Annotated in this window: 19 protein-coding genes; 14 read left to right on the top strand and 5 right to left on the bottom strand. The window is 35.1% G+C overall.

Going from position 1 to position 24,933, the window contains the following annotated elements; all coding sequences use genetic code 11:
- Window positions 1-28 precede the first annotated feature (28 nt).
- The 8 genes from ACJJVP_RS02820 (at window position 29) to tsaB (ending at window position 9,049) form a co-directional block, all read left to right on the top strand.
- Window positions 29-1,285, top strand: a complete 1,257-nt coding sequence (locus ACJJVP_RS02820; RefSeq protein WP_036151940.1) for an ABC transporter permease — start codon at window positions 29-31, stop codon at window positions 1,283-1,285.
- A gap of 30 nt (window positions 1,286-1,315) precedes the next feature.
- Window positions 1,316-2,431, top strand: a complete 1,116-nt coding sequence (locus ACJJVP_RS02815; RefSeq protein ID WP_405410581.1) for an efflux RND transporter periplasmic adaptor subunit — start codon at window positions 1,316-1,318, stop codon at window positions 2,429-2,431.
- 93 nt (window positions 2,432-2,524) lie between these two features.
- Window positions 2,525-3,226 carry an ABC transporter ATP-binding protein gene (locus ACJJVP_RS02810; RefSeq protein WP_027064946.1) on the top strand — a complete coding sequence of 234 codons (702 nt, stop codon included), beginning with the start codon at window positions 2,525-2,527 and terminating at the stop codon, window positions 3,224-3,226.
- A complete protein-coding gene (locus ACJJVP_RS02805) occupies window positions 3,219-4,448 on the top strand; it encodes an ABC transporter permease (RefSeq protein ID WP_405410578.1) in 1,230 nt (409 codons plus the stop codon). The genes ACJJVP_RS02810 and ACJJVP_RS02805 overlap by 8 nt, the downstream gene beginning before the upstream one ends.
- 1 nt (window position 4,449) lies before the next feature.
- On the top strand, window positions 4,450-5,706 hold the full coding sequence (locus ACJJVP_RS02800; protein ID WP_405410576.1) for an ABC transporter permease: 1,257 nt from the start codon (window positions 4,450-4,452) through the stop codon (window positions 5,704-5,706).
- A 44-nt stretch (window positions 5,707-5,750) separates the two neighbouring features.
- On the top strand, window positions 5,751-6,875 hold the full coding sequence (locus tag ACJJVP_RS02795; RefSeq protein WP_405410574.1) for an efflux RND transporter periplasmic adaptor subunit: 1,125 nt from the start codon (window positions 5,751-5,753) through the stop codon (window positions 6,873-6,875).
- A gap of 67 nt (window positions 6,876-6,942) precedes the next feature.
- Window positions 6,943-8,283 (top strand): TolC family protein, encoded by a 1,341-nt coding sequence (locus ACJJVP_RS02790; protein WP_405410572.1) that lies wholly within the window; start codon window positions 6,943-6,945, stop codon window positions 8,281-8,283.
- An 85-nt stretch (window positions 8,284-8,368) separates the two neighbouring features.
- On the top strand, window positions 8,369-9,049 hold the full coding sequence (gene tsaB / locus ACJJVP_RS02785) for a tRNA (adenosine(37)-N6)-threonylcarbamoyltransferase complex dimerization subunit type 1 TsaB (protein WP_405410571.1): 681 nt from the start codon (window positions 8,369-8,371) through the stop codon (window positions 9,047-9,049).
- A gap of 61 nt (window positions 9,050-9,110) precedes the next feature.
- Here the strand turns inward: tsaB and ACJJVP_RS02780 are convergent, their stop codons facing one another.
- The 4 genes from ACJJVP_RS02780 to ACJJVP_RS02765 all read right to left on the bottom strand — a co-directional run bounded on the left by ACJJVP_RS02780 (window position 9,111) and on the right by ACJJVP_RS02765 (window position 13,322).
- Window positions 9,111-9,941, bottom strand: a complete 831-nt coding sequence (locus ACJJVP_RS02780; protein WP_405410570.1) for a mechanosensitive ion channel family protein — start codon at window positions 9,939-9,941, stop codon at window positions 9,111-9,113.
- 77 nt (window positions 9,942-10,018) lie between these two features.
- Window positions 10,019-12,070, bottom strand: a complete 2,052-nt coding sequence (locus ACJJVP_RS02775) for a thioredoxin domain-containing protein (RefSeq protein WP_405410569.1) — start codon at window positions 12,068-12,070, stop codon at window positions 10,019-10,021.
- 66 nt (window positions 12,071-12,136) lie between these two features.
- Window positions 12,137-12,337 carry a dodecin family protein gene (locus ACJJVP_RS02770; RefSeq protein WP_036151958.1) on the bottom strand — a complete coding sequence of 67 codons (201 nt, stop codon included), beginning with the start codon at window positions 12,335-12,337 and terminating at the stop codon, window positions 12,137-12,139.
- Window positions 12,338-12,410: 73 nt separating this feature from the next.
- The gene (locus ACJJVP_RS02765; protein ID WP_405410567.1) at window positions 12,411-13,322 is read right to left on the bottom strand and encodes a NifU family protein; all 912 of its coding nucleotides are present in this window, start codon (window positions 13,320-13,322) and stop codon (window positions 12,411-12,413) included.
- Between the two features lie 122 nt (window positions 13,323-13,444).
- On the opposite strand from ACJJVP_RS02765, the gene ACJJVP_RS02760 reads away from it, so the two are divergent.
- A complete protein-coding gene (locus tag ACJJVP_RS02760) occupies window positions 13,445-14,467 on the top strand; it encodes a type IX secretion system membrane protein PorP/SprF (RefSeq protein WP_405410566.1) in 1,023 nt (340 codons plus the stop codon).
- Between the two features lie 42 nt (window positions 14,468-14,509).
- Here the strand turns inward: ACJJVP_RS02760 and ACJJVP_RS02755 are convergent, their stop codons facing one another.
- Window positions 14,510-15,685, bottom strand: a complete 1,176-nt coding sequence (locus ACJJVP_RS02755; protein WP_405410564.1) for a vWA domain-containing protein — start codon at window positions 15,683-15,685, stop codon at window positions 14,510-14,512.
- Window positions 15,686-15,887: 202 nt separating this feature from the next.
- Here ACJJVP_RS02755 and ACJJVP_RS02750 point away from each other — a divergent pair, with 202 nt between their 5' ends.
- The 5 genes from ACJJVP_RS02750 (at window position 15,888) to ACJJVP_RS02730 (ending at window position 24,925) form a co-directional block, all read left to right on the top strand.
- Window positions 15,888-18,092, top strand: a complete 2,205-nt coding sequence (locus ACJJVP_RS02750; protein ID WP_405410562.1) for a histidine kinase — start codon at window positions 15,888-15,890, stop codon at window positions 18,090-18,092.
- Complete coding sequence (locus tag ACJJVP_RS02745; RefSeq protein ID WP_405410561.1) at window positions 18,089-18,820, top strand: LytR/AlgR family response regulator transcription factor; 732 nt, start codon at window positions 18,089-18,091, stop codon at window positions 18,818-18,820. The genes ACJJVP_RS02750 and ACJJVP_RS02745 overlap by 4 nt, the downstream gene beginning before the upstream one ends.
- A gap of 10 nt (window positions 18,821-18,830) precedes the next feature.
- Window positions 18,831-19,340 (top strand): gamma carbonic anhydrase family protein, encoded by a 510-nt coding sequence (locus ACJJVP_RS02740; RefSeq protein WP_405410559.1) that lies wholly within the window; start codon window positions 18,831-18,833, stop codon window positions 19,338-19,340.
- Between the two features lie 77 nt (window positions 19,341-19,417).
- Entirely contained in the window at window positions 19,418-20,305 is an 888-nt protein-coding gene (gene fabD / locus ACJJVP_RS02735) for an ACP S-malonyltransferase (protein ID WP_405410558.1), read from the top strand.
- A 156-nt stretch (window positions 20,306-20,461) separates the two neighbouring features.
- Complete coding sequence (locus ACJJVP_RS02730; protein ID WP_405410556.1) at window positions 20,462-24,925, top strand: Calx-beta domain-containing protein; 4,464 nt, start codon at window positions 20,462-20,464, stop codon at window positions 24,923-24,925.
- The last annotated feature ends 8 nt before the right edge of the window (window positions 24,926-24,933 follow it).

The following is a 24,933-nucleotide window of genomic DNA, read 5'->3' as shown; positions in this document are numbered from 1 at the left end:
GAAAAGTTTAAATAATTAAGATGTAACCATGTTCAATAGAGACCGGTGGAAAGAAATCTTAGAGGTATTGTCTAGCAATGTGTTTAGAACATTGGCTACTTCTTTTGGCGTGGGTTGGGGTATATTTATTTTGATTATACTACTTGCTGCAGGCAAAGGATTGGAAAATGGTATTCGTGCCGATTTTGGCGATATAGCTACCAATACAATGTTCATGTGGTCTCGTAATACGACCATGTCATATAAAGGACTGCCAAAAGGAAGACGCTTTAGTTTTAAAATTGAAGATGTACAGGCTATAAATGATAATGTTCCCAACTTAAGGTTTATTTCTCCCCGTAACCAATTAGGCGGTTTCGGTAGTGGGAATAATGTAGTAAGAGGTTTGAAAACAGGTGCTTTCAATGTCTATGGTGACTATCCTGAAATAATAAGGCAAGAACCTATGACCATAACATCTGGTAGGTTTGTGAACCATAACGATATTCAAGATAAACGAAAGGTGGCCGTCATTGGTGTTGGTGTAAGAAATGAACTTTATGACCAAGGTGAAACAGTATTGGGGACGTATATTAAAATTCAAGGAGTCAATTTCATGGTAGTGGGTACCTATCAAAAGAAAGATGATGGCGGTGGTGAAGAAGGTCAGAAAGAAATTTATGTTCCTTTCACGGCATTCTCGCAAGCTTTTAATATGGGTAATGATGTTGGGTGGATGGCTATTACCGCTCATGACGGTAGTTCCATATCTAATTTGAAAGAGAAGATAGTAGGTGTGGTCAAAGAAAAAAGAAAAATTCACCCAGATGATAAACGTGCCGTCGGGTATTTTGACTTGTATGAACAGTTTAATAGAGTAGAAAGTTTGTTCGGAGCATTACGCTGGGTAGCTTACTTTGTAGGTGTATTGGTTCTATTATCCGGAATTATTGGGGTAAGTAATATTATGCTCATTGTAATTAAAGAACGAACCAAAGAAATTGGAATCCGTAGGGCTCTGGGCGAAGCTCCTTGGTCTATTAAAAAACAAATTTTAATGGAGTCTATTTTCCTAACGATCATATCTGGTATGATCGGTATCGTTTTCGGTGCTGCATTTATATATGGCGTTAATGCGGTTCTTGATTCCGTAGGTCCGGTAGATATGTTTGTGAACCCAAGTGTAAGTTTGGGTGTGGTGGTCAGTGCACTGGTCATTTTAATATTTTCCGGATTGTTAGCAGGCTTCATACCAGCACAGAGTGCTATTAAAATAAGACCAATTGAAGCTTTGAGAACAGAATAAAATTATCATCAAAATATAACCAATCAAAAAATGAAAAAGTCAACAACAATCGTAATCCTGCTAATTATCGTACTAGCCTTTGGTGGCTCTATGTTCTATTTGTATTCTAAAAATGCAGAAGATCCCGTAGTATATCAAACAGAAGAACCTTCTAAGCAGACCATAATAAAAAAGACAATGGCTACGGGTAGTATTCTTCCGTTAGAAGAAGTACTTATTAAGCCGAATATATCAGGTGTAATAGAAAAGATTTTCGTGGAGGGTGGAGATTATGTAAAATCTGGCGATTTATTATGTACCATTAAAGTAGTGCCTAATTTGAGTTCATTGAACGATGCTAGAAACAATATCAATGAAGCCAAAATCAATTTAGATGATCAATTGAGAAACCTTGATCGTCAAAAAGGATTGTTTACCAAAGGGGTAATTTCTAAGGTAGACTTAGAGCGCGCTCAGTTGAGTTATGACCAGTCTAAGCAATCTTACGCAGCCGCCAATAAAAGGTATGACATTGTAAAAACGGGTACTACTTCTGGTTTCGGTAACGCCGCAAATACACAAATAAGAGCAACGGTTAGTGGTATGGTACTAGAAGTGCCTGTAGAAGTAGGTAACCAAGTAATTGAAAGTAATAACTTTAATGAAGGTACTACCATAGCAGCTATTGCAGATGTTGATATAATGATTTTTGAAGGTAAGGTCGATGAATCTGAGGTGGGTAAAATTAAGGAGAACCTTCCGTTAGAAATTACCGTTGGTGCCATAGAAGATAAAGTATTCGATGCCGTATTGGATTATATAGCTCCGAAAGGAAATGAAGAGAATGGCGCTATTCAATTCGAAATAAAAGGAACACTTAAAAAACAAGATTCCGTATTCATTAGAGCAGGCTTAAGTGCTAATGCCTCTATTATTTTAGCCCGTGCTGATAGCGTTTTAGCAGTAAAAGAAGCTTTGGTTCAGTTTGATGATAAAACAAAAAAACCTTTCGTGGAAATCGCTACGGGCGATCAAGAATTTGAAAGAAGAGATATTGAGTTGGGTATTAGTGATGGCATTCATGTACAGATCAATTCTGGTATAGAAGAAGGAGAAAAAATAAAGGTTTGGAACGAGGTAGTGCCAGATGAGCTTGCTGAAAACTAAAATTCAAAAAAAATAATTCAATTGATGTAACAAATATTACACAACATAGTCTAATGAATAGACAGTGTAAAATTGTTCAAAACAACAACCAACATGATTCAAATTAAAGATCTTCACAAGTCCTATAAAATGGGCAAGAATTCACTTCACGTTCTTAAAGGAATAAATTTTAATGTTGAAGAAGGTGAGCTAGTAGCTATCATGGGTTCTTCTGGTTCTGGTAAATCTACATTATTGAATATATTAGGAATGTTGGATAGCTCTGATTCCGGAGAATATATATTAGATAATGTTCCTATAAAGGATTTAAACGAAACTAAAGCTGCTAGATATAGAAACAAGTTTTTAGGTTTTGTTTTTCAATCGTTCAATCTTATCAATTATAAGAGTGCAGCAGAGAATGTGGCCTTACCGTTATACTATCAAAAAGTACCAAGAAAAGAACGTCAAGAAAAAGCTTTAAAATATTTAGAACAAGTTGGTCTTAAAGAATGGGCCGGTCATTTACCTAGTGAACTTTCTGGTGGTCAAAAACAACGTGTTGCCATAGCAAGAGCACTAGCTGCTGAACCTAAGGTATTGCTTGCCGATGAGCCTACAGGTGCATTGGATAGTAAAACATCTTACGAGGTAATGGACTTGATACAGAAGATTAACGATGCGGGAAATACCATATTGATCGTTACTCATGAGCCTGATATTGCAGATATGTGTAAGCGTATTGTGCATTTGAAGGATGGGGTTATTATCGAGGACAAGAAAATAGAACAAGTAAGAGCCGAGCAATATGTTTGATAGAGACATTTGGCAAGAAATATACCATAGTATAAGCAACAACAAGCTTAGAACTTTCCTTACCGGGTTTTCGGTAGGTTGGGGTATTTTCATTTTGGTATTGCTTTTGGCTTCTGTAAAGGGAATGCAAAACGGATTCACGCTTCAATTTAGTGATGACGCTACCAACTCCATTTTTGTAAGAACAGGTACAACTTCTTTGGCTTATGGCGGATTTGAAGCTGGGCGCAGAATTCAAATGACGAATGATGATGTTGAATACATTAAAAGAAGTTTTCCTAACGACGTAGAATATATAAGTCCTAGGGTATATCAAAATACATCGGCACGTTATAAGAGCGAAACGGGTAGTTACAATATACAGGCTGTTCATCCGGATCACCAGGCTATTGAAAAGACGATTGTAAATAAGGGTAGGTTCATCAATACTAACGATTTAATGAATGCTTCTAAAGTTGCTGTTATCGGCAGAAAAGTAGAGGAAGATTTATTCAAGAACGAAGATGCTATTGGCAAGTTCGTTGAGTTCAACGGGTTACCTTTTAGGGTCATTGGTACGTTTACCGATGATGGTGATGATAATGCAGAGCGAAACATTTATGCACCTACCACTACATATCAAAAAATGTATGGGCAAACGGATCATATTGACCAGATTGCTTTAACCTATAACCCAAATTACGATTTAACAGAGGCACTTGCTTTTTCAGATAGATTAGAAAATGTTTTTAGAAGACGTTTTAAAATTGCTCCCAAGGATCAATCAGGAATTAGAATCTTTAACTACGCAGAGGTTTTTGAAGACATCAGCAACTTTACAGGTGGTTTAGATATCGCGGTAATTATAGTGGGACTTCTAATATTGCTATCTGGTATTGTAGGTATAGGTAATATTATGGTGTTTATCATAAAAGAACGCACGAAAGAAATTGGTGTGCGTAAAGCCTTGGGTGCCGAGCCGTGGTCTATTATAAAATTAGTATTGTTCGAATCTGTTTTTATAACGGCCTTATCCGGATTTATAGGATTAGGAATTGCAACGGGATTATTGGCAGCCATTGGCCCAAGTATTAAAACAGGTGCATTCGCCAACCCGTCCGTTAGTATGTCAATGGTTGTGACCGCAACTATAATATTGATTGTTGCAGGAGTTTTAGCAGGATTGATTCCTGCAATGAAAGCGGCAAGAGTAAAACCAATTGTAGCATTAAGCGATAAATAATATGTGGATATTTGATAGAGATTTATGGTCAGAGATTTTTGCCACATTAGGTAAGAACTTGTTTCGCACATTCTTAACCATGTTAGGGGTTATTATCGCTATGATAATTCTTGTATTGCTTTTAGGTGGTGCAAACGGAATGAGTAATGGTTTTCAAAAAATATTTGCAGGTACCGCATCTAACAGTCTGTTTGTATGGAGTCAAAGTACATCAGAGCCTTATAAAGGATTTGAAAGAGGACGTAGAATTCAATTTAAACTTGAAGATGCTACCATTTTAAAAGAACAGATTCCAGAAATAGAAGTTCTTGCCCCAAGAATAGAACTTGGTAGTCATAGGGGCGTGGTTACCGTATATAGAAATGGTTTGACTAGTGGATCGGCAGTTTATGGTGATTATCCTAATGTGGATGAAATCATGAAGAAGAAGCTAGTAGAGGGTAGGTTTCTGAATGAAAATGACATGACCGAGTCTAAAAAGGTCTGTGTTATTGGAGAAGAAACGTATAAACTTCTATTTGAAAAAGGCGAAAATGCGATAGGGGAAGATGTTCGTATCAACGGAGTGTTCTTTAATATCGTCGGAATATATAAGCCAAATCAAAACATCAATATTGATGGAGAGAATTCAGTGTATATTCCGTTTTCAACATTTCAAAAAGCATTTGGCTCTGGAGATAGAATGGGATGGATGGCAATTTCGGTTCAGTCAGATACCAAAGTACCTGTAGTGGAAAGTCAGATAAAACGTTTGCTGAAGAACAAATATGATATCAACCCAACAGACGAACGCGCCATTGGTAGTTTCGACATGTCTGAAGTTTTTAATAATGTATCGGCATTTACAGGTGTATTACAAGGCGTCTCTTTCTTCGTAGGAATTTTGACCTTACTGGCAGGTGTCATTGCTATTAGTAATATTCTTTTAATTACCGTAAAAGAGCGTACCAAGGAAATAGGAATTAGACGCGCCTTGGGTGCAACCCCCAAAGTAGTAAAAAGACAAATTGTACTGGAGTCTATCGTAATTACGGTATTTGCTGGCTTTGTCGGTTTTGCAATCGCAATCGGGTTTCTGGCTATTGCGAATAATATGATAGGTGAAAATAGTGATATGCCATTTTATAATCTGATGATTAGTATACCACAATTTTTAGGTTCCTTTATTTTAATGGTAGGTCTTAGTGTTTTGATCGGATTGATACCTGCAAATAGAGCCATTAGAATAAAACCAATAGACGCCTTAAGAGAAGAGTAACAGACCAAACAACAAAAGAATAAATAACAATCAAATAGTTGAGCATGAACAAGTATGTAAAGTACGCATTAATAGGAGTAGCAGTTATAGGGATACTGGCTGCAGTAGTCTATTTTTTAAAGAAGAATAGTACTCCTTTAAAAACATATGAAACGGAGACCGTTGAAAAAAGAGATATTACCAATAAGGTTGTTGTTACCGGTAAGGTAATACCACAAGATGAAATTGAGATCAAACCTCAAATTTCAGGTATTATTCAAAAAGTATATTTAGAAGAAGGTGTTCAGGTAAAAGCGGGTGATTTAATTGCTACGATAAAAGTTGTACCTAATGAACAGTCTTTAAATCAGGCTCGTGGTAGAGTAAACAATGCCAAAATTTCTTTAAGTAATACAAAGATTGAATACGACCGAAATAAAACGCTATTCGATAAAGGGGTGATCTCTAGTCAAGATTTCAATGCGTTACAATTACGTTTTGACCAGGCTACACAAGAACTGCAAAATGCTCAAGCCGATTATCAAATTATTAGAGTGGGTTCTGCAGGTGGCTCAACTAGTGCAAATACTAATATTAGGGCTACGGTAACTGGTACTTTATTGGAAATCCCTGTAGAGGTAGGTGATCAAGTTATTGAAAGTAATAATTTCAATGACGGTACTACGATTGCATTTATTGCAGATATGTCTAAAATGATTTTTGAAGGCGAAGTTGATGAAGCTGAAGTAGGGAAACTTAAAGTAGGCATGCCATTAGAAATTAGCATGGGTGCTTTACAAGATGAAAAATTCAATGCCAAATTAAAGTTCATAGCACCTAAAGGTGTTGAGGAAGAGGGTGCCGTTCAGTTTAAGATTGAAGGTGATTTGGTAGTGTCTGATAGTACTAATATAAGAGCTGGTTATAGCGCAAACGCTGCAATTGTCTTAGAAGAAAAGAAAGATGTCCTTTCTATTAAAGAAGCATTGTTGCAGTTTGATAAAGAAACTAATAAGCCATACGTTGAGGTAGAGACAGGTGATAATGAATTTGAAAAAAGAGAACTTGAGCTTGGTGTAAGTGATGGTATCGACGTAGAAATTGTTTCAGGTATCGATGAAGATTCTAAAATAAAAATTTGGAACAAGTTAGAAGCTAAGAGTGAAGATAATGGTCCTAATGAGGATTAAGAATAGTCAATCAAATCAAAAAACGAATCGAGCAACCTATGTATAGGTTGGTTTAAAAAAGAATAAAATGAAAGTAAAAATCACGGGATTACTACTATTATGTTCTGTTGTAATAGGTATGGCTCAGCAAAAAAAATGGACTTTAGAAGAGTGTGTGGCTTATGCTGTAGAGAATAACCTTACCGTTAAACAATCAGAATTAGATTTAGAAAGTACACTAATAGACAAGTCAGATGCAATAGGTGCTTTACTACCAAGTTTAAATAGTACAATAAGTGCATCGGCAAATACAGGTCTTGCTTTGGATCCTACAACTAATAATTTGGTTTCTGCTACGATCTTTTCAGCATCAGGTAGTATGACCTCTTCTGTTACTCTGTTCGATGGTCTTCAAAACTATAATACTATTGAAAGAGCTAAACTTAGTGCTATTAGTAGTCAATATAGAGTTGATGATATCAAAGATGATATTAAATTGAGTGTCGCTAATGCCTATTTGAATGTTTTAGCGAATAAAGAATCATTAAAGGTTTTTGAATCACAATTGGCAATAACTCAACAAGATTTAAAACGTACTCAAGAGTTAGTTGATTCTGGGGTATTACCTAGTGGCGATATTTTGCAGATAGAGGCAACTGCTGCAACTCAAGAGCAGCAAATGATCAATGCACAGAATTTGATTTTAATTTCAAAAATTAGTTTGGCTCAATTACTAAGTATCACTGATTATGAAAGTTTCGATATAGCAGAGGAAGAGTTCGATATTCCGCCGTCTGAAATCTTGAACAACTCAGCGAAAGTTATTTTTAACACTGCTTTGACTTTTAGGAATGATATAAAGTTAGCTTTGACTGGAGTGGAATTAGCGCAAAAAGATATGGAGATTGCCAAGGGAGCTAAATACCCAACTGTAGGAGCCTTTATTAATTATAATACCAGATATTCTGATCAAAATAACGATCCTTTTACTGGTGAGGCAATTCCTTTTAAAGATCAATTATATATCAATGATGGTATTTCTTATGGTGCTCAAATGAGTATTCCTATTTTCAATGGTTGGAGTGTTCGTAATAATATTGAACGTTCTAAGATAAATATCGATATTGCTCAAATTGAATATGAAAGAACCAAGTTGCAATTAGAGACAGATGTGAATCAAGCCTATGTTAATGTTACTAACTTTTTCAAGACCTTTCAAGCAGCTGAAAAAACACTTGAGGCAAGATCACTAGCTTTTCAATATTCAAAAGAACGTTATGATGTAGGTTTGATGAATGCTTTTGATTTCAGCCAATCGCAAACATTGGTCGATAACGCAGAAGCAGATTTAATACGAGCCAAGTACGATTACATATTCAGATTAAAAATACTAGAATTCTATTTTGGTATTCCTATTTCGTTAGAGTAGTTTAAATGAGTTTATAATCTAAGAGCCTGTAACATTTTCATGTATACAGGCTTTTTCATTTTACAGTATGTAATACCTTTGCAATATGGGCATACTATTAAATCTAGAAACTTCATCAACAAATTGTTCGGTTTGTGTTGCTAAAAATGGCGAGATTCTTACAATCAAAGAATTGAATTCGGCTAACTATTCGCATGCAGAGAAATTACACATTTTCATTGAAGAGGTAATGCAAGAGGCTTCTTTGAAAATGGAAGATTTAGAAGCTGTGGCAGTCAGTAAAGGTCCGGGTTCTTATACAGGACTTCGAATTGGAGTTTCGGCGGCAAAAGGTTTGTGTTATGCTTTGGGCATTCCGTTAATATCTGTTTCTACTTTGAAAAGTATGGCATCCCAAGTAAAGATTAAGAACGATGAGGTATTAATACCTGTTTTAGATGCGAGACGTATGGAGGTGTATTCTTCGGTTTTTGACGCTGAACTCAATGAAGTACGAGAAACGAAAGCTGAAATAATTGATGAGCATTCTTTTCAAGAATATATCAATACAAAACATATTCATTTTTTAGGTAGTGGAGCAGAGAAGATAAAAGAATTGTTTCCATTAGAAACGATATCCTATCATTGTGAAGTAGTGCCTTCTGCTAAAGAAATGGCTTCTATTTCATCGGACAAATTTAATGATTCTGATTTTGAAGATGTAGCCTATTTTGAGCCGTATTATCTAAAAGATTTTGTGCTCCAAACCAAGAAAGTAAAATCTTAAAAGTTTAAATAATAAAAAAAGCCCTTAAGTAATCAAGGGCTTTTTAAATTTGTAATATCTATTAATCCGTTTTCATTTGAGTAACCACGCGTTGTGGGAACGGAATTTCAATTCCGGCAGCATCAAAACGGTATTTTATTTCTTCCATCACATAAAAATGTGCTGCCCAAAAATCACCATTATTGGCCCAAAATCGTAATGTTAGATTAACTGAACTATCACCTAACTCACCCACATAAACTTCAGGTGCTGGTGTCTTATGAATTGTTTCACGTTCATTACATATGGCTAAAAGAATTTCTTTGGCTTCTTTGATATTTGAACTATAACCAATACCCACATCAATTTTGTCTCTTCTAGTGTCTTGCGCGTTATAGTTTGTAATGGTGTTATTGGATAGTTGACCATTTGGTATTATTGCAATTTGGTTTCCAAATGTGCTAACCTTGGTAGTAAAAATTGAAATCTCTTTTACTGTGCCATCTACACCCTGAGCAGATATAAAATCTCCTATTCTAAAGGGTTTAAATAATAAGATAAGAACGCCCCCGGCAAAATTAGCTAAGGAGCCTTGTAACGCTAAACCAATAGCCAAACCTGCAGAAGCTAAAATAGCAACTAAAGAACTTGTTTGAACTCCTAATTGGGTGATTACCAATATGAAGAGTATAATTTTTAAAGCAATATTTATGAAGCTTTGAAGAAAAGTTTCAAGAGCAAGGTCATAATCTTTCTTTAAAAAGAATTTACGAATCATTTTGTTTATGAAACGTATAACGTATGTGCCGGCAATTAAAAGGAAAAGAGCCCATAGCAAACTGGGTAAAGCTGCCCATATCCATTCTATTGCTTTATCTGCATGTTCTTGCAAATTCATTATTTTATCCATCATAATCTTTAATTTTATTTTGAGCTGCTAACTTAATCTTATAACATAAATCAAATGAAAAAGTAGAGGCTAAACAATTGTTAAATGATTGTATTAACAAGATTTAAGGCCTTGCTAGGTTCTTCTACGGGCATTTGGCAGCTACCGTGATTACAAACGTAAATAAGCGTCTTGTTCATTACATATCTATTCATCAATAAAGGTAAGTTGCTAGTTTTAGCATTTGAAGCAGCAAATATAGCGTTTGGCATATAGTTCTTCATGAGGCTTGCGCATATGAGTTCAAAGTTTTTACCGATAACGACCAATTCATAGAAATTCTCACTCATTAGCTGTGCCAGGTGAAGCCAATTGGCATGATTTTGCGGATTCTCAGTGATAGATGGTTTCATGCTTTTCATCATTTGATGCAAACGACTATCGAAATTATCTTCAGGAAAATATTTTGAGAGCTTATGTAAGTTGTGTGCCATCATAGAATTAGAAGACGGAATTACGTTATCTGAAACTTCTAAGGTTCTTCTAATAAGACCGTTGTCATTGCTAGATGTAAAAAAGAATAGCCCCGTATCAGAATCTGAGAAATTTTCAATGACATATTTTGTTAACTCTAAACTATGATTAAGCCATTTTTCATCAAAAGAAACTTCATATAGCCCAATGTATCCATCGATTATAGAAGCGTAATCTTCTAGAAAACCATGAATAGTACTTTTTCCATTTTTGAAGTTACGGTATAAACCACCATCTTCTGTGGTCATATGTTCTAGAATAAAATTAGCATTATTAATAGCAAGGCTCAAATACTTGTTATCTTCTAAATATCTATAGGCATCTGTGAGTCCTTTTAGTGTTAAGCCATTCCAAGAAGTTAAAATTTTATCATCTAACCTAGGTTTGTTTCTTTTTTCTCTCTCTACCTTCAATAGTGAAAGACACTTGGTAATTATTTCTTGCAATTCTATTTTGGTGATAGAATGATTCATTGCAATAGCTAAGGCTTCTGAATCTCTAATAAGTACATAGTTATTATCTTCCCAATATCCATAAGAGTTAATACTGAAGTAATTACTAAAAATAAAGTAATCGTCTTTTAATAGATCTTTAAGTTGTTCTTCTTGCCAAACATAAAATGCACCCTCTACTAACTTGTTGTCATCAGTTAAACTATCAGCATCTAAAGAAGAGTAAAACCCATTGCTTTTATCTAATAATTCTTCTTCTAGGAATATGATACTTTTTTCTACGACAGCTTTATAGAGATTATTGTTAGTCTTAGCATATGCATTTGCGTAAAGACTAATTAACAAGCCGTTGTCATATAACATTTTTTCGAAATGGGGTACATGCCATTTGGTGTCTACGGAATATCTAGAGAATCCACCACCGACATGATCAAATATGCCGCCCCAGGCCATTCTTGTTAGGGTGGTATTTACATATCCATTTACAGTATTATCTTGTTTTGCGTAAGAATAGTATTGTAAAAAGTTAAGATTGGTAGGCATCATGAATTTTGGAGCCCTTTTGTATCCCCCTAAAAAAGTATCGAAGTACTTGCTCCAGTCACTAACCATAAGGTCAATTTCAGAATCTTGAATTACTTCTTGATTTTCTGTCACTGTTACAGCATTTATTTCTTTTAGGCCTAGAGCCATATTTTCGGCATATTCAATTATTTTATTGGGATCTTCTTTGTAGAGCTGTTGAAGTTGATTTAAGACTTGTATCCAATTTTGTTTTTTAACGAAAGTGGCACCCCAAAATGGTCTGCCATCAGGTAAAGCCAATATGTTTAAAGGCCAGCCACCGCTACCTGTCATCATTTGCAAGGCATCCATATAAATATGGTCAATATCCGGTCTTTCTTCCCTGTCCACTTTAATGTTAATAAAGTGAGCGTTCATTGTTTCTGCGACTTCTTCATCTTCAAAACATTCATGTTCCATAACATGGCACCAGTGACAAGCTGCATAGCCAATGCTTATAAGTATCAGTTTTTGCTCTTTTTGGGCTTGTTTCAATACATCATCATTCCAAGCTTCCCAGTTTACCGGATTATGTGCATGTTGTAGTAAATAAGGACTACTTTCTTTGATTAGATTGTTTGTATGCTTCTGTGGGGTTGGCATGGAGTATATTTTATTTTTAAACAAAAAAAAGCGCCATTTGGCGCTTTTAATCCTTTTGAGTAATTGTTATTTCACTTCGAAAGTGATTTTTACGTTGACTCTGTAATTCTTGATTTTTCCGTCTTCAACAGTAGCACTTTGCTCGTTGATGTAAACTGATTTAATATTTTTCACTGATTTAGATGCCTCTGCAACTGCTTTTTTAGCTGCGTCTTCCCATCCATTATCAGAATTTGCTAATATCTCGATTACTTTTAAAACTGCCATAATTAATGATTTTTAGATTTATTACAAGTTACAAAAATTGAGGGCAATCGTTTTGATCCATTTCAATGATTAATTAGCCGTTTAACGCAACAACTTCATTTACTTTATCTCCCATCATATTTTTTAGCATAGTTTCTATACCGTTTTTTAGAGTGAAAGTGGATGAAGGGCAACCGCTACACGCACCTTGTAGTATAACATTAACAGTTTTACTGTTGGTGTCATATGATTTAAACATAATATTGCCACCGTCACTTGCTACGGCCGGCTTTACATATTCTTCTAGTATATCTACTATTTCTTGTGAAATTTCATCAAGTTCTACAGTACTTTCTGCCGAAACTGTTTCAGAAACCTGTGCTTCTTCACCTATTGATTTTGCGTTATCTGCAACTATTTCATTTCCTGCAGCTATAAAGTTTCTAATTACCTCGCGTAGCTCAATAGTAATATCATCCCATTCAGCTACTTCATATTTAGAGACCGAGACATAATTTTCGTCTATAAATACTTGTTTTACGAACGGAAATTGAAACAACTCCATAGCTAACTTCGAATCTCTAGCTTCGTCAATGTTCTTGAACTCAAAAGCAGAACCTACTATTTTTTTACTTGCTACGAATTTCATAGTAGATGGATTGGGGGTTACCTCTGCATAGACCGTTACCGGTATAGGTTTATCCATATCCTCTTCCATAACTATAGGTTCGCCAGAATTTAAGTATTCTACTAACTGCTGGGCAACTTCATCTTTGACATCTTCCCATTGAACAATATCGTAACGTTCTAATCCAATAAAATCACCAGAAATATATACCGTTTTAATGAATGGCAAATAAAATAATTGCTGAGCTAAAGGTGAATTATTAGCTTCATCAATATTCTTGAATTCGTAATTTTTACGTTGAACTAATAGATGGTTAGTTTCGAACTTTAATATATTTGGATTATTGGTCTTAACAACCGTAATTGAATACTCTTTCATTTTTCGAAAATTTTAGACAAAAATACAAAGGAAATCTTAGTTAACACCTACATAATAATGTTAGGGTTAACCCGTTATTAACTTTATATTAGCAAAACTAAACTTAGTTTTAAAGTCCCAAGATGAAATACCATATTCTATTATTTTTCACTTTACTTACTGTTAGTTTAAAATCTACAGCTCAAGAAGGTATTCCTGTTTATTTCGATTATTTATCAGATAATTATTATTTGGTTTTTCCATCTATGGCGGGTATAGGTGAAGGTGGTAAGATTAGGGCGACTGCTAGAAAACAATGGTTTGATGTAGATGATGCCCCAAGTTTACAGACAGTTAACGCTCATTTTAGATTAGGAGATTCGCCAAGTGGTATAGGAGCAATTATATTTAACGACGCAAATGGTTATCATTCGCAAACGGGAGCAAAATTAACATATGCCCACCATTTAAGAATGGGTGGTGGTGATCTTAGACAATTAAATCAATTATCTTTTGGTTTAAGTGCGACATTACTTCAGAGTAGTTTAGATGAGAGTGAATTTAGATCTGTTACGCCAGATCCTGCTGTTTCAGGTATAAAATTAAGCGCATCATATACCAATGTCGATATTGGTATATCATATAATTATCAAGAGTTTTACACGCACTTTGCAGTTACTAATGCATTAACTGGTAGTAAAAGAAACCTATATTATCGAGATAGAGAAGATAACCCCGATGAGTTGGTTATTGATAATATTAGACGATTTTTAATGTCTACAGGATATGTGTTCGGTAAAAGTGAATGGCAATTTGAGCCATCTGTGCTTTTTCAATTAACAGAATTTACCAAAGAGAAAAGCTTGGATATCAACGCTAAAGTTTATAAAGATGTAGATTTTGGTCGTATTTGGGGCGGTCTTTCCTATAGAAGAAGTTTTGATGGTGCCCAATATCAAGATGGTACCGCTTTTGGAGAACAGCGTTTACAATTGGTAACTCCTATTGTGGGTGCTAATATTAATAATTTTATGGTGTCTTATAATTATTCGTACCAAATGGGAGATATCCGTTTTGATAATGGAGGGTTTCATCAAATTACTATCGGTTACGATTTTGGTCAAACAGAGCGTAAGTACGATTGCTATTGTCCGGCAGCAAATTAAAAAGGTCTGTCCGTGCTTGAACAGACCTTGGATGATTATTCATTATTCCCAACTATAGTTTTTTGTTTTGGCTTGTTTTTTTATTGCCTTAATCATAGCATTTTCAAGCTCTCCTGAATTTTTATCTTTTTGATGTTCAGAAATATAAGCTAATCGTTTCGTGTTGTATTCTTGAATTTCTTTTTGAATATTTTCTCTTTCGGTCTTTTTAAATTCTACGTAAGCTATTATCTCTTCTTCATCTTTGCCTTGTAGCTCTTGAGGTAAATCTTTATTGTCTACTGAGCTGATTTTAAATTCGGCATCGTCATAAGCATCGACTAAATCCCATTTTTTATTATTATACAGTCTTGAACTTTTACTGACCGCTCTTTTTACTGCAACAGCTTCTTCCATTTCTAAAGCATTGTCATCTTGTACTTTTTGTGCGATATACTTCGATTTGCCCATAGAACCGTAAGAAATATATGTAGTGTTCAACTTAGAGTTCAGTTTAATGATAATATCATCATATGGGGTGTTAATGTGTACTACTTTTTTATTATGGTCAATAGCCATATACTCTCCACCGGTTAATGAGGCACCGTTTTTCCAGTTCGTGTTTACTCCTAAGTTATAGTTTCCGCAGAAAATAGTATTTACTACAACGTCTTTTTCATTGGCATTGGTAAGTGCTGTTCTGTAATTATATCTTCCCTGGTCAAAAGGCTCATTGCCTGCAATAAAAATCATACGTAATAAATCTGGATTCTTATTCCATGGTAATTGGTGTAAAGAGGTCTGTAATACCTTTCCGCAATACTCTTCGCCGCCATTGGTAGTCAAAGAAAATAACTTTTCTGAGATTTCATCTAGATCACTGCTAAAGCCTAAGACTTGTTGAATATAACCTTCATTTGCAGAAAGATTATCATTGCCATATTGGTATAATGCAATTTGTAAATTTGGTCTGGTATCGTTTCCACATTTTGCATAACTGAACTCATTTACAATATCCCAAAGCTGAGATTTTGCTTGGTTTATTAATCCGTCCATACTATTACTAGTATCTAAAAGCAATGCAATTTGAACGATATTCTCCTTTTCTGGTTCAGTGATTTCTGCTGCATGTGCAATTAGTTCAATTGGCTTCTTTTTTTCGTTAACATTGCATGCGTAAACCGTAGACAAAGCTAATAGAGCTATTGTAATGGAACATAGTTGTTTAATGATTTTCATAATCTTCGTTTTAAATTCAGAACTAAACTATACGCAAAGTATTTATTAGAATAATGAAAATGAGGGAAGTGGTCTGTACACTTAGTAAAATAGTCTGCCGCGTTTGTAAAAGGGTAAAATGTTATGTAGAAGGTATGGAATTTGGATATAGCCCAATTTTTTCTTCCATAATAATCAGCTAAGTTTACATTCATTAAAACAGATGAAAAATCTTTTTCTATACATATTAATAAGTTTTGTTTTGGGGCTGAATACCATTTATTCTCAATTGCAAAATGAAGCGGTAAAGTTCAATCTTAAAGGTAGGGTAGAGGCTAGAAATACCGGTAAACCAATTTCAGGTGTTTCGGTAACTAATAATTTTGGTGACTTTGTAGTTACTAATGGTTTAGGTGAATTTGAGATTAAAACAAATATTGGTGATCAATTGGTTATTACACACAATGATATTGAAACATTACGTTACAATGTACAGAAAAATGATGATGTTTTAATTTTGGTAGAAGACTTTGAATCTAACACCTTAAGTAGAACGTCTAAGGTATTGCCAGATATTTCTGTTAAGCATCAGCAGCTAATAGATTCTGCAGAAAAATACAAAACGAAAGATATAGAAAAGAGTATCGACTTAGTGGCACAGTCAATTTCTATATTAGGTAAAAGAGGTAGAAAGAAAGAATTGGCCAGGTCTCTTTCTAAGCTTGGTGAAATTTATCAATACCATAAGCAGTTAGATTTGGCTATAGATAATTATGAAGATGCTTTAGAGGCTAATAAAACTATAGCGACATCATTGTTGTTGGGCAAGGCATTTAATATTACAGGCAGGTATGAAGAGGCATTGTTTTTATTAAATCCTTTACAAGAAATTAAACCTATGCTGCCTAAACAAAGTGCAGTGTTGTATGAGTTGTTAGGCGATGCTAATAAAGGGAAAGGAAATGTTGCGGTGGCTATAGACCTATATAATAGGGGACTACTTATTGCAGAAAAAAATCAATTAACTCCTAAAATGATTGATTTGAACTCTAAAATTGCTGAAACGTATTCTTTAGGCAATCAAAATATGGAGGCAGAGGCATATTATGATAATTCATTAGAATTAGCAAATAGTTCAGCGCCGAAAAGAGCTTTGCAAGAAAAAGAAAAGGTAGCAGATTTTTATAATACTAAAAACAGATTCAATGAAGAGATTACTATGCGTAAAAGTAGCCTTCAAGAACTGAAAAAAATAAATTCACCTAATGCTAGAGTCAAGAAATTTGAGCTTGGTGATACAATAACATCGCAACGTATTAATTACAAAATTGCGAATGCATACATTTCTCAAGATAAGTATAACGAGGCAATTCCATTTTTAGAAAAAAGTATTGTTGAGGCAGATTCAGAAGATGATTTGGTTGTTCAAAAAGACGCAACCAGAAAGCTGTCTGAAGTATATAAGGTAAAGGGAGATTTTACCAAAGCTTTAGATACCTACCAAACTTATGTCGCGTTGGTAGATTCTTTATATGTTAGAAAAGAACAAGAGATTTCAAGGGCTAATCGTTTTAATAGAGAAATTTCAAATGCTCAAAATAGACTTACCGGTTTAGAGCAAGAAAGAGAATTGTCGCAAAGTAAATATGATCTTGCTTTAACAGAACAAGAGTTGGTTCAAGAAAGTAATAAGCGACAACAATTGGTTATTTACTCGCTTATATTCGGATTGTTATTGACCTTAGTAGCTGCTTTCTTCTTTTATCGTAGCAATCAACAACAGAAACTGGCCAATAATCTTTTGGCTTTAAAATCGTTACGGTCGCAGATGAATCCTCATTTTATATTCAACGCTCTTAATTCTGTAAATAATTTTATTTCTAAAAGTGATGAGCGAAGTGCAAATAGATATTTAAGCGATTTTTCAAAATTAATGCGTTCTGTGCTTGAGAATTCTGAAGAAGATTTTATTCCATTGGATAAAGAATTACAACAACTTGAACTTTATATGAAATTGGAGCATTCTCGATTTGAAGATAAGTTCGATTATCGAGTTGAAATTGATGAAGATGTTCAAGTTTCTAAATTTCAAATTCCGCCAATGTTACTTCAACCTTATATCGAAAACGCTATTTGGCACGGACTAAGATATAGGGATGAAAAAGGGGAGTTGCAGGTGACGGTCAAAGTAAATAGCCCAGATTCTATCATTATTTGCATTACAGACGATGGTATAGGAAGAAAGAAATCTGCGGAGATTAAAACCCAAAATCAGCGAAAACAAAAATCTAAAGGAATGGGTATCATTAAAAAGCGTGTAGCTATTTTAAACGATATGTATACCGATAAGGTAGATATCAAAATTTCAGATTTACAGTCCGACGGTTCAGGAACTAAGGTCCTATTCATTTTAAAAAGAGAAAAATGAGCTTAAACGCAATTTTAGTAGAAGATGAGGCAAATAGTAGAGAGATATTAAGAAATTATATTGCTAAATATTGCCCAAGCGTAAATTTTTTAGGGGAGGCTTCATCAATTAAAGAAGCCTTGGTCTTAATTGGAGAGAACGATTTAGATTTAGTGTTTTTAGATGTAGAGATGCCTTTTGGTAATGCATTCGATTTACTTGATCAATTACCGGACAGAACCTTTGAAACCGTTTTTGTTACTGCTTATGACCATTATGCAAAAGATGCTTTAAACAACCATGCTGCATATTACTTAACAAAACCTATTAATATAGATGAGTTGGTAAACGCGGTGGAATATGTAGAAGGTGTTCGTGAGAAAGAAGCTAGTTTGGAGGGAGAGGTGTTAAGCACAAAATCTAACGGAGTTGAAGGGAAGTTGACATTGCCACAACAAGACGGATTTCAAGTTTTGAATATTGCCGAAATACTGTATTGCAAGGCAGATGATAATTATACCGAAATCTACTTGTTGAATAAGAAGATTTTGATCAGCAAAACATTAAAATATTTTGAAGATGCTTTAACTGACTATCCGTTTGCACGAGTTCATAAATCTTTTTTAGTAAATGTAAATGAGGTGGTAAAGTACAGAAAAGGTAAAGGTGGTAGTGTGGTAATGTCCAACGGTAAAGAAGTGATGGTTTCCGCCTCAAAGAAAAAAGATTTTTTATCTTATTTTAATTAAACGAATTACAATGATAAAAGCAGTTAGAGGTAAAGAACCTATCATAGGCGAAGATTGTTTTATTGCAGAAAACGCAACAATTGTTGGTGAAGTAAGCATGGGTAGGCAATGTAGTGTCTGGTTCAATGCAGTATTACGTGGCGATGTTCATTTTATAAAAATGGGCGATAAGGTAAATGTACAAGATGGAGCCGTTGTACATTGTACATATTTAAAATCCCCTACTACAATTGGCAATAATGTTTCTATTGGGCACAATGCTCTTGTGCATGGTTGTACCATACATGATAATGTGTTGGTAGGTATGGGCAGTATTATTATGGATGATTGTGTAGTAGAAAGTAATAGTATTATTGCTGCTGGTGCTGTTCTCACCAAAGGGACACATGTACCATCTGGGAGTATTTTTGCTGGTATGCCTGCTAAAAAAATCAAGGATATAAGTCCTGAACTAAGTTCTGGGGAAATCAATAGAATTGCAGAAGCATATACAATGTATTCCGGTTGGTTTAAGGAGTAAAGGTTGACTCAAAAAAATCAATTGCTTGTTACAATCTATCTAAATTATGTACTTTTGAGCCACCAAAACTAAAAGTTATGAACGCGTATGTTTTTCCTGGGCAAGGTGCTCAATTTGTTGGAATGGGATTAGATTTATATGAAAAATACCCTATTGCAAAAGAGTTATTTCTTAAGGCAAACGATATATTAGGCTTTGAGATTACTGAGGTAATGTTCAGAGGCACTGCAGAGGGATTGAAAGAGACCAAGGTTACCCAACCTGCTATTTTCCTACATTCTGTTATTTTGGGTAAAGTAATGGGAGATGCATTTAAACCAGATATGGTTGCTGGTCATTCATTAGGAGAGTTTTCTGCCTTGGTGGCTAATAACACCTTAAGTTTTGAAGACGGATTAAAATTAGTATCGCAACGTGCTTTGGCTATGCAGAAGGCATGTGAACTTAAACCATCGACTATGGCAGCTGTTTTAGGTTTGGAAGATGCTGTTGTAGAAAAAGTTTGTGCAGATATATCGGGAATTGTGGTTGCCGCAAATTATAACTGTCCTGGTCAATTGGTGATTTCCGGGGAGATATCAGCAGTAGAAGAAGCTTGTGAAAAATTAAAAGAAGCAGGAGCAAGACGTGCTTTGATGCTTCCTGTAGGTGGCGCTTTTCATTCTCCGTTAATGGAGCCTGCTAGGGAAGAATTAGCTGCTGCAATAGCAAATACTACTTTCTCTACACCTAGTTGCCCAATCTATCAAAATGTACCAACAACTGCAGTGAATAGTGCAGATGAGATCAAAAAGAATTTGATGCTGCAGTTGACAGCTCCTGTAAAATGGACTCAGAGTGTTCAGCAAATGGTAAAAGACGGAGCTACGATTTTCACGGAAATTGGTCCGGGTAAAGTATTACAAGGGCTGGTAAGAAAAATAGAACCTTCTGTTACTACCCAGTCTCCACAGCTAGCGGACTAGGTACTAATTACTTAATATTACCATTTAACCCATAAATCCTTTTTTCAACTGTTTCTGAGGAGTTTACCTTGATTTTTTTGTAATATTGAGACCCTCATTTTTGATTGTAGATGTAGAACATTCCCAATCAGAATGTTGGGTATGATAAAGAATGCTATGAAAATAAGTAAATACAATAGTACGTTTAATAATCTTGAGAATAGTGGTTTTAAGAAGTATCTGTTAATTTTCGGATTTATTTTTTTAGGATTATTTTCGCAAGATGTTTTGTCTCAAACTGTAAACATTGAAAAAATAGAAGATGCTTCAGAAGAGGATGAGGTGTCCGGTATATTTAGGATAAGTGTAAGTAATTTGGGATTTGGAGGAGGTAATGTAAATGTTATTTATAATGTTTCAGCTATTAGTTCGGCGTCATCAGATCTTGATTATGATGAGTTAGATGAGGCGATTCAAATTAATTATCCCTCTTTCGGTACTGGAGAGGCATTTATAAATATTGAAGTGAATGATGATAATTTTATTGAGGGACTAGAGACTATTGTTATTGAATTAGTTGAAGTTGATTCCGAATATACGGTAGGTACAAATGATGAGATAACGGTCAATATTGTAGATAATGATTTTGGCGAAATAACCGTTGAGGCTGACAGACCAGAAACGTTTGAAGGGGCTACGCTTGCTGCGGATAGAGGAAGATTTAGATTAGACTTAAGTTCGCCTAATAATACTGGCGGTAATGTTGTAGTAGACTATACTTTATCTGGTACTGCTACTGAAGGAGCTGCTGCTGATTATACAACTACAGGAAACGCAACTTTTGTAAATACCGCATCTTTTTCATATATTAATATAGTACCTGTTAATGATGAATTGGTAGAGGGAGATGAAACAGTGTTTATAACACTAAATAGTGTTAATAATAGTTCTTTCTCCATCGCAGCTCCCGGTACGGATAATGTTACTATTTTAGATAGTGAAGTATTTACAGCGTCTATTGGTGCAACAGATAATGAAGCTACAGAAACAAATACGGTAACTGATACTGGTGTTTTTACAGTCAGACTAGACAAAATAAATGATACAGGTAATCCTATTACAGTAAATTATAGTGTTGCAGGTACTGCTACCTCTGCTTTGGATTATACGGTTCTAAGTGGCGAAGTAGTTATTGAGAATGGAGAACAAGATAAAACATTTTTTGTGACTCCTATTAATGATGAATTAGTTGAAAATCCAGAAACTGTAGTTGTAACTCTGGTAACAGGTAATGGTTATGTTCTTGATAGTGTAGATTCTATTACAGGCACTGTTACCATAAATGATACCGATACTTTTGAGGTGTCAATTGAATCAACGATTGCAACAGCGTATGAAAATCCGTTAAGTGAAGGGGTTTTTACAGTAGATGTAAATAAAGTTAATGAAACAGGTGCAACTTTAGATGTTGAATACTCGATTGACGGTACAGCTGATGTTGGAGATGATTTCACTGCTCTTTCCGGTATAGTTTCTATCGAAAATGGGGAAAGTACAGGTATTATTAGATTAACTCCTGTTGATGATGATGATATAGAAAGTAACGAAACAGTCGTTTTAACTTTAGAAGATGATATAAGTTATAATGTTGGTACACCAAACAGTGCAACTATTGTTATAGTTAGTGAAGATATCAATCAAGTTCAGATTACAGCATCTGATGCTACTGCAGCAGAAAGTAACGGGGCTGTCTCTACAGGCGAATTTACTGTAAGTCTTAGTGAAACTAATAATACAGGAAGCCCAATTACTATTAATTATGTAGTTAGCGGTACATCTGTTAACAGTACAGACTATACCGCGATTAGTTCAAATGCCGTTAATATATTAAATGGGCAATTGTCAGCGGCAATTGAAATTGAACCTATAGACGATTTAATTCAAGAGGGTACGGAAACGGTGATAATTACTTTGGCTAGCGGAACAGGTTATATTCTAGGTGCAACAAATACACGAACTGCAACAGTTCAAATTAATGATAATGATCAGGCTACACTGACAATTTCGAACGAGGCTGTAAATGAGGATATTGTATCGGGTGAATTGGAGTTTGAGGTAGTTTTAGATATAGCAGTTGTAGGTGGTACAACGGTTTCCTACTCATTTGTTGATGATACGGCAACAGGTGGTGGTGTCGATTATACCGGTACAAATGGCTCATTGGAATTTGATGGTACTGCCAATGAAACTATTAGTATAATTGTGCCTGTGAATAATGATGCAATTTTAGAAAACACAGAAACCTTTGAAGTTCAATTAGGAGTACCTTCCAATAATGTTCAATTAGTGAATGGTGGGTCGGCTATCGGAACTATTCAAGATGACGATAACTGTGTTGCTGCGCCGGTTTTAGATGAAACTGTTTCTAATATTTACTGTGTAGAAGCTGCCGGAGATTCTTTTTCTGCTAATTTATTCGATTTTACAAGTAGCACAGCCCCTACAGGAACTGTATTGACATGGAGTAGAATATCAGACCCTTTAAATACAAATTCTCATTTAACCGCGGCAGAAGCTGAAAATGTTGGGTTGCCAGCATCTTATTACGGGTTTTTCTATGATGAAACCAATGAGTGCGCGAGTGGTACTATAGAAGTTCAAATTGTTCGTAACGTAATTCCACAATTAATTAAAATTAACGATAATGAACGTTGTGGTCCTGGTACTTTATTATTAAGCGTTGAGCCATCTGAAGGTGCATCTATAATTTGGTATGATTCTTTAGAATCTACTAATTCAATTGCAATGGGCGAAACCTATACAACTCCATCTTTAAATGCTACCGCTACTTACTATGTGGAAGCTGAAGAAAACGGATGTATTTCTGAAAGAGAACCGGTTGTTGCACGAATTGGCTTTCAGGCAACTACGGGTACAGCGCAAAATGGAGCTATATGTAATATTGCGGCAAACGGTCTAACGAGTTTAGATTTAGATACGAGATTATTCGGTGCTGATCCAGGTGTCTGGGTGTTTCTTTCTGGGCCTGAGAGTAATGTAAATATTAGTTCTACAAATGTTGTGGAGTTTGATGGTTTAGAATCTGGTGCATATATTTTTAGTTTTACTACAACAGATTCTACAGCCCCATGTGAAAATATTAGTGTAGAGGTAACCATAAACGTTAGTGACTGTGAAACCGATGATGACGAAGATGGGCTTTTGGGTGGTCAAGAGGTAGCTTTAGGTACAGATTCTAATGATTCTGACACTGATGGTGATGGTGTTGAAGACGGTGATGAGGTTGGTGACGATATTAATAACCCTTTAGATGAAGACGGTGATGGAATTATTGACGCTTTAGAGTCAAATATCGATGATGCTGATAATGATGGGGTTAATGACCAACAGGATCCTGCAAATAACAACCCATGTCTTCCTAATAGATTTAATGGTAGTTGTGATACCGATGGAGATGGTATTTCAGATTTGGACGAACAAACAAGTGGTTCTGACCCCGATGACCCGTGTGATCCAGTGGCTACTCCAAATTGTGATGATCCAATTGACTTAGAAGTTTTGAAATCTGTTGATAATATCGATGCATTGATAGGTGATACTATAATCTTCAAAATTTTGGTGACCAACCTGTCTGATAGAACAGCTAGGGCAATTGTAATAGGTGATTTGCTGGAACTTGGCTTTGATTTTGTGTCTGCCGATTCTGCAGATTATGATGAAATATCTGGTAATTGGTCAATTTCAGAGCTTGCCGCAGGTATTTCTACAGAGCTTTCAATTACTGCAATAGTAGCTGAACAAGGACCATATACGAATACGGCTACCTTATTAGAATCTATACCAGCTGATAATAACTCTGAGAATGATGAAGCAACTGTAGAATTGAGTACAGAAGCTCCAGAAGGTATAGATCTTGAAGTTGTAAAGAGAGTTAGCAATATGACTCCATTAGTCGGAGAAGAAATTACCTTTACCATTAGTGTGGAAAATAAATCTAAAAATAGAGATGTTATTGGTAATATTGAAATTGATGATATTCTTCCAAGTGGCGAAGAAGCTGGATTTGTTTATGTAAGTGATTTTTCAAGTACAGGTGATTATGATGAATCAACAGGAAGATGGAGCATCGCATCACTTGAATTTGGTGAACAAAATGCGGCTACTTTAGATATTACTGTTTCTGTGCCTATTGTTGGTACATTTAGTAATACCGCTACGTTGATAAGGTCTTCGCCAGGAGACAGTAATGTGGATAATAACAGTGATGAGGTTATGGTAGTGGTAGATGTGCCTACCGCAGCAGATCCAGGATTTCTTTTTAATCAATTTTCCCCAAATGGAGATAATACTAATGATGTTTTAAGAATAAACCTTCGAGATGAAGATTCTGGTTTAGATGCAGGAATAAATTATAAAATTATCATTCATGACCGTTATGGTAATCGTGTTTTTGAAGGTGGTGAGATTATAAATGACAATACTCAAAGAACTGCCGATGTATGGGATGGTACTTATGAAGGAAAAGAAGTACCTAAAGGAACTTATTTCTACATCATGAATTATAGAATTAATAATGAAGACCCAATTATAGATAAGGGTTGGATACAGCTTATTAGATAAAATAAATT

The organism is Maribacter sp. Asnod1-A12, from assembly GCF_045063735.1.
Lineage (GTDB): Bacteria > Bacteroidota > Bacteroidia > Flavobacteriales > Flavobacteriaceae > Maribacter.
Note: the sequence above shows the minus strand (reverse complement) of the source record. Positions and strands in the feature narration are given on the sequence as shown.

Coding starts and splice junctions, on each gene's coding strand:
- ACJJVP_RS02780 (WP_405410570.1), bottom strand. CDS start 9,941: ATGATGGATAAAATAATGAATTTGCAAGAACATGCAGATAAAGCAATA.
- ACJJVP_RS02755 (WP_405410564.1), bottom strand. CDS start 15,685: ATGAAAATCATTAAACAACTATGTTCCATTACAATAGCTCTATTAGCT.
- ACJJVP_RS02750 (WP_405410562.1), top strand. CDS start 15,888: ATGAAAAATCTTTTTCTATACATATTAATAAGTTTTGTTTTGGGGCTG.
- ACJJVP_RS02730 (WP_405410556.1), top strand. CDS start 20,462: ATGAAAATAAGTAAATACAATAGTACGTTTAATAATCTTGAGAATAGT.
- ACJJVP_RS02805 (WP_405410578.1), top strand. CDS start 3,219: ATGTTTGATAGAGACATTTGGCAAGAAATATACCATAGTATAAGCAAC.
- ACJJVP_RS02795 (WP_405410574.1), top strand. CDS start 5,751: ATGAACAAGTATGTAAAGTACGCATTAATAGGAGTAGCAGTTATAGGG.
- ACJJVP_RS02800 (WP_405410576.1), top strand. CDS start 4,450: ATGTGGATATTTGATAGAGATTTATGGTCAGAGATTTTTGCCACATTA.
- ACJJVP_RS02765 (WP_405410567.1), bottom strand. CDS start 13,322: ATGAAAGAGTATTCAATTACGGTTGTTAAGACCAATAATCCAAATATA.
- ACJJVP_RS02790 (WP_405410572.1), top strand. CDS start 6,943: ATGAAAGTAAAAATCACGGGATTACTACTATTATGTTCTGTTGTAATA.
- ACJJVP_RS02745 (WP_405410561.1), top strand. CDS start 18,089: ATGAGCTTAAACGCAATTTTAGTAGAAGATGAGGCAAATAGTAGAGAG.
- ACJJVP_RS02810 (WP_027064946.1), top strand. CDS start 2,525: ATGATTCAAATTAAAGATCTTCACAAGTCCTATAAAATGGGCAAGAAT.
- ACJJVP_RS02815 (WP_405410581.1), top strand. CDS start 1,316: ATGAAAAAGTCAACAACAATCGTAATCCTGCTAATTATCGTACTAGCC.
- fabD (WP_405410558.1), top strand. CDS start 19,418: ATGAACGCGTATGTTTTTCCTGGGCAAGGTGCTCAATTTGTTGGAATG.
- ACJJVP_RS02820 (WP_036151940.1), top strand. CDS start 29: ATGTTCAATAGAGACCGGTGGAAAGAAATCTTAGAGGTATTGTCTAGC.
- ACJJVP_RS02760 (WP_405410566.1), top strand. CDS start 13,445: ATGAAATACCATATTCTATTATTTTTCACTTTACTTACTGTTAGTTTA.
- tsaB (WP_405410571.1), top strand. CDS start 8,369: ATGGGCATACTATTAAATCTAGAAACTTCATCAACAAATTGTTCGGTT.
- ACJJVP_RS02770 (WP_036151958.1), bottom strand. CDS start 12,337: ATGGCAGTTTTAAAAGTAATCGAGATATTAGCAAATTCTGATAATGGA.
- ACJJVP_RS02740 (WP_405410559.1), top strand. CDS start 18,831: ATGATAAAAGCAGTTAGAGGTAAAGAACCTATCATAGGCGAAGATTGT.
- ACJJVP_RS02775 (WP_405410569.1), bottom strand. CDS start 12,070: ATGCCAACCCCACAGAAGCATACAAACAATCTAATCAAAGAAAGTAGT.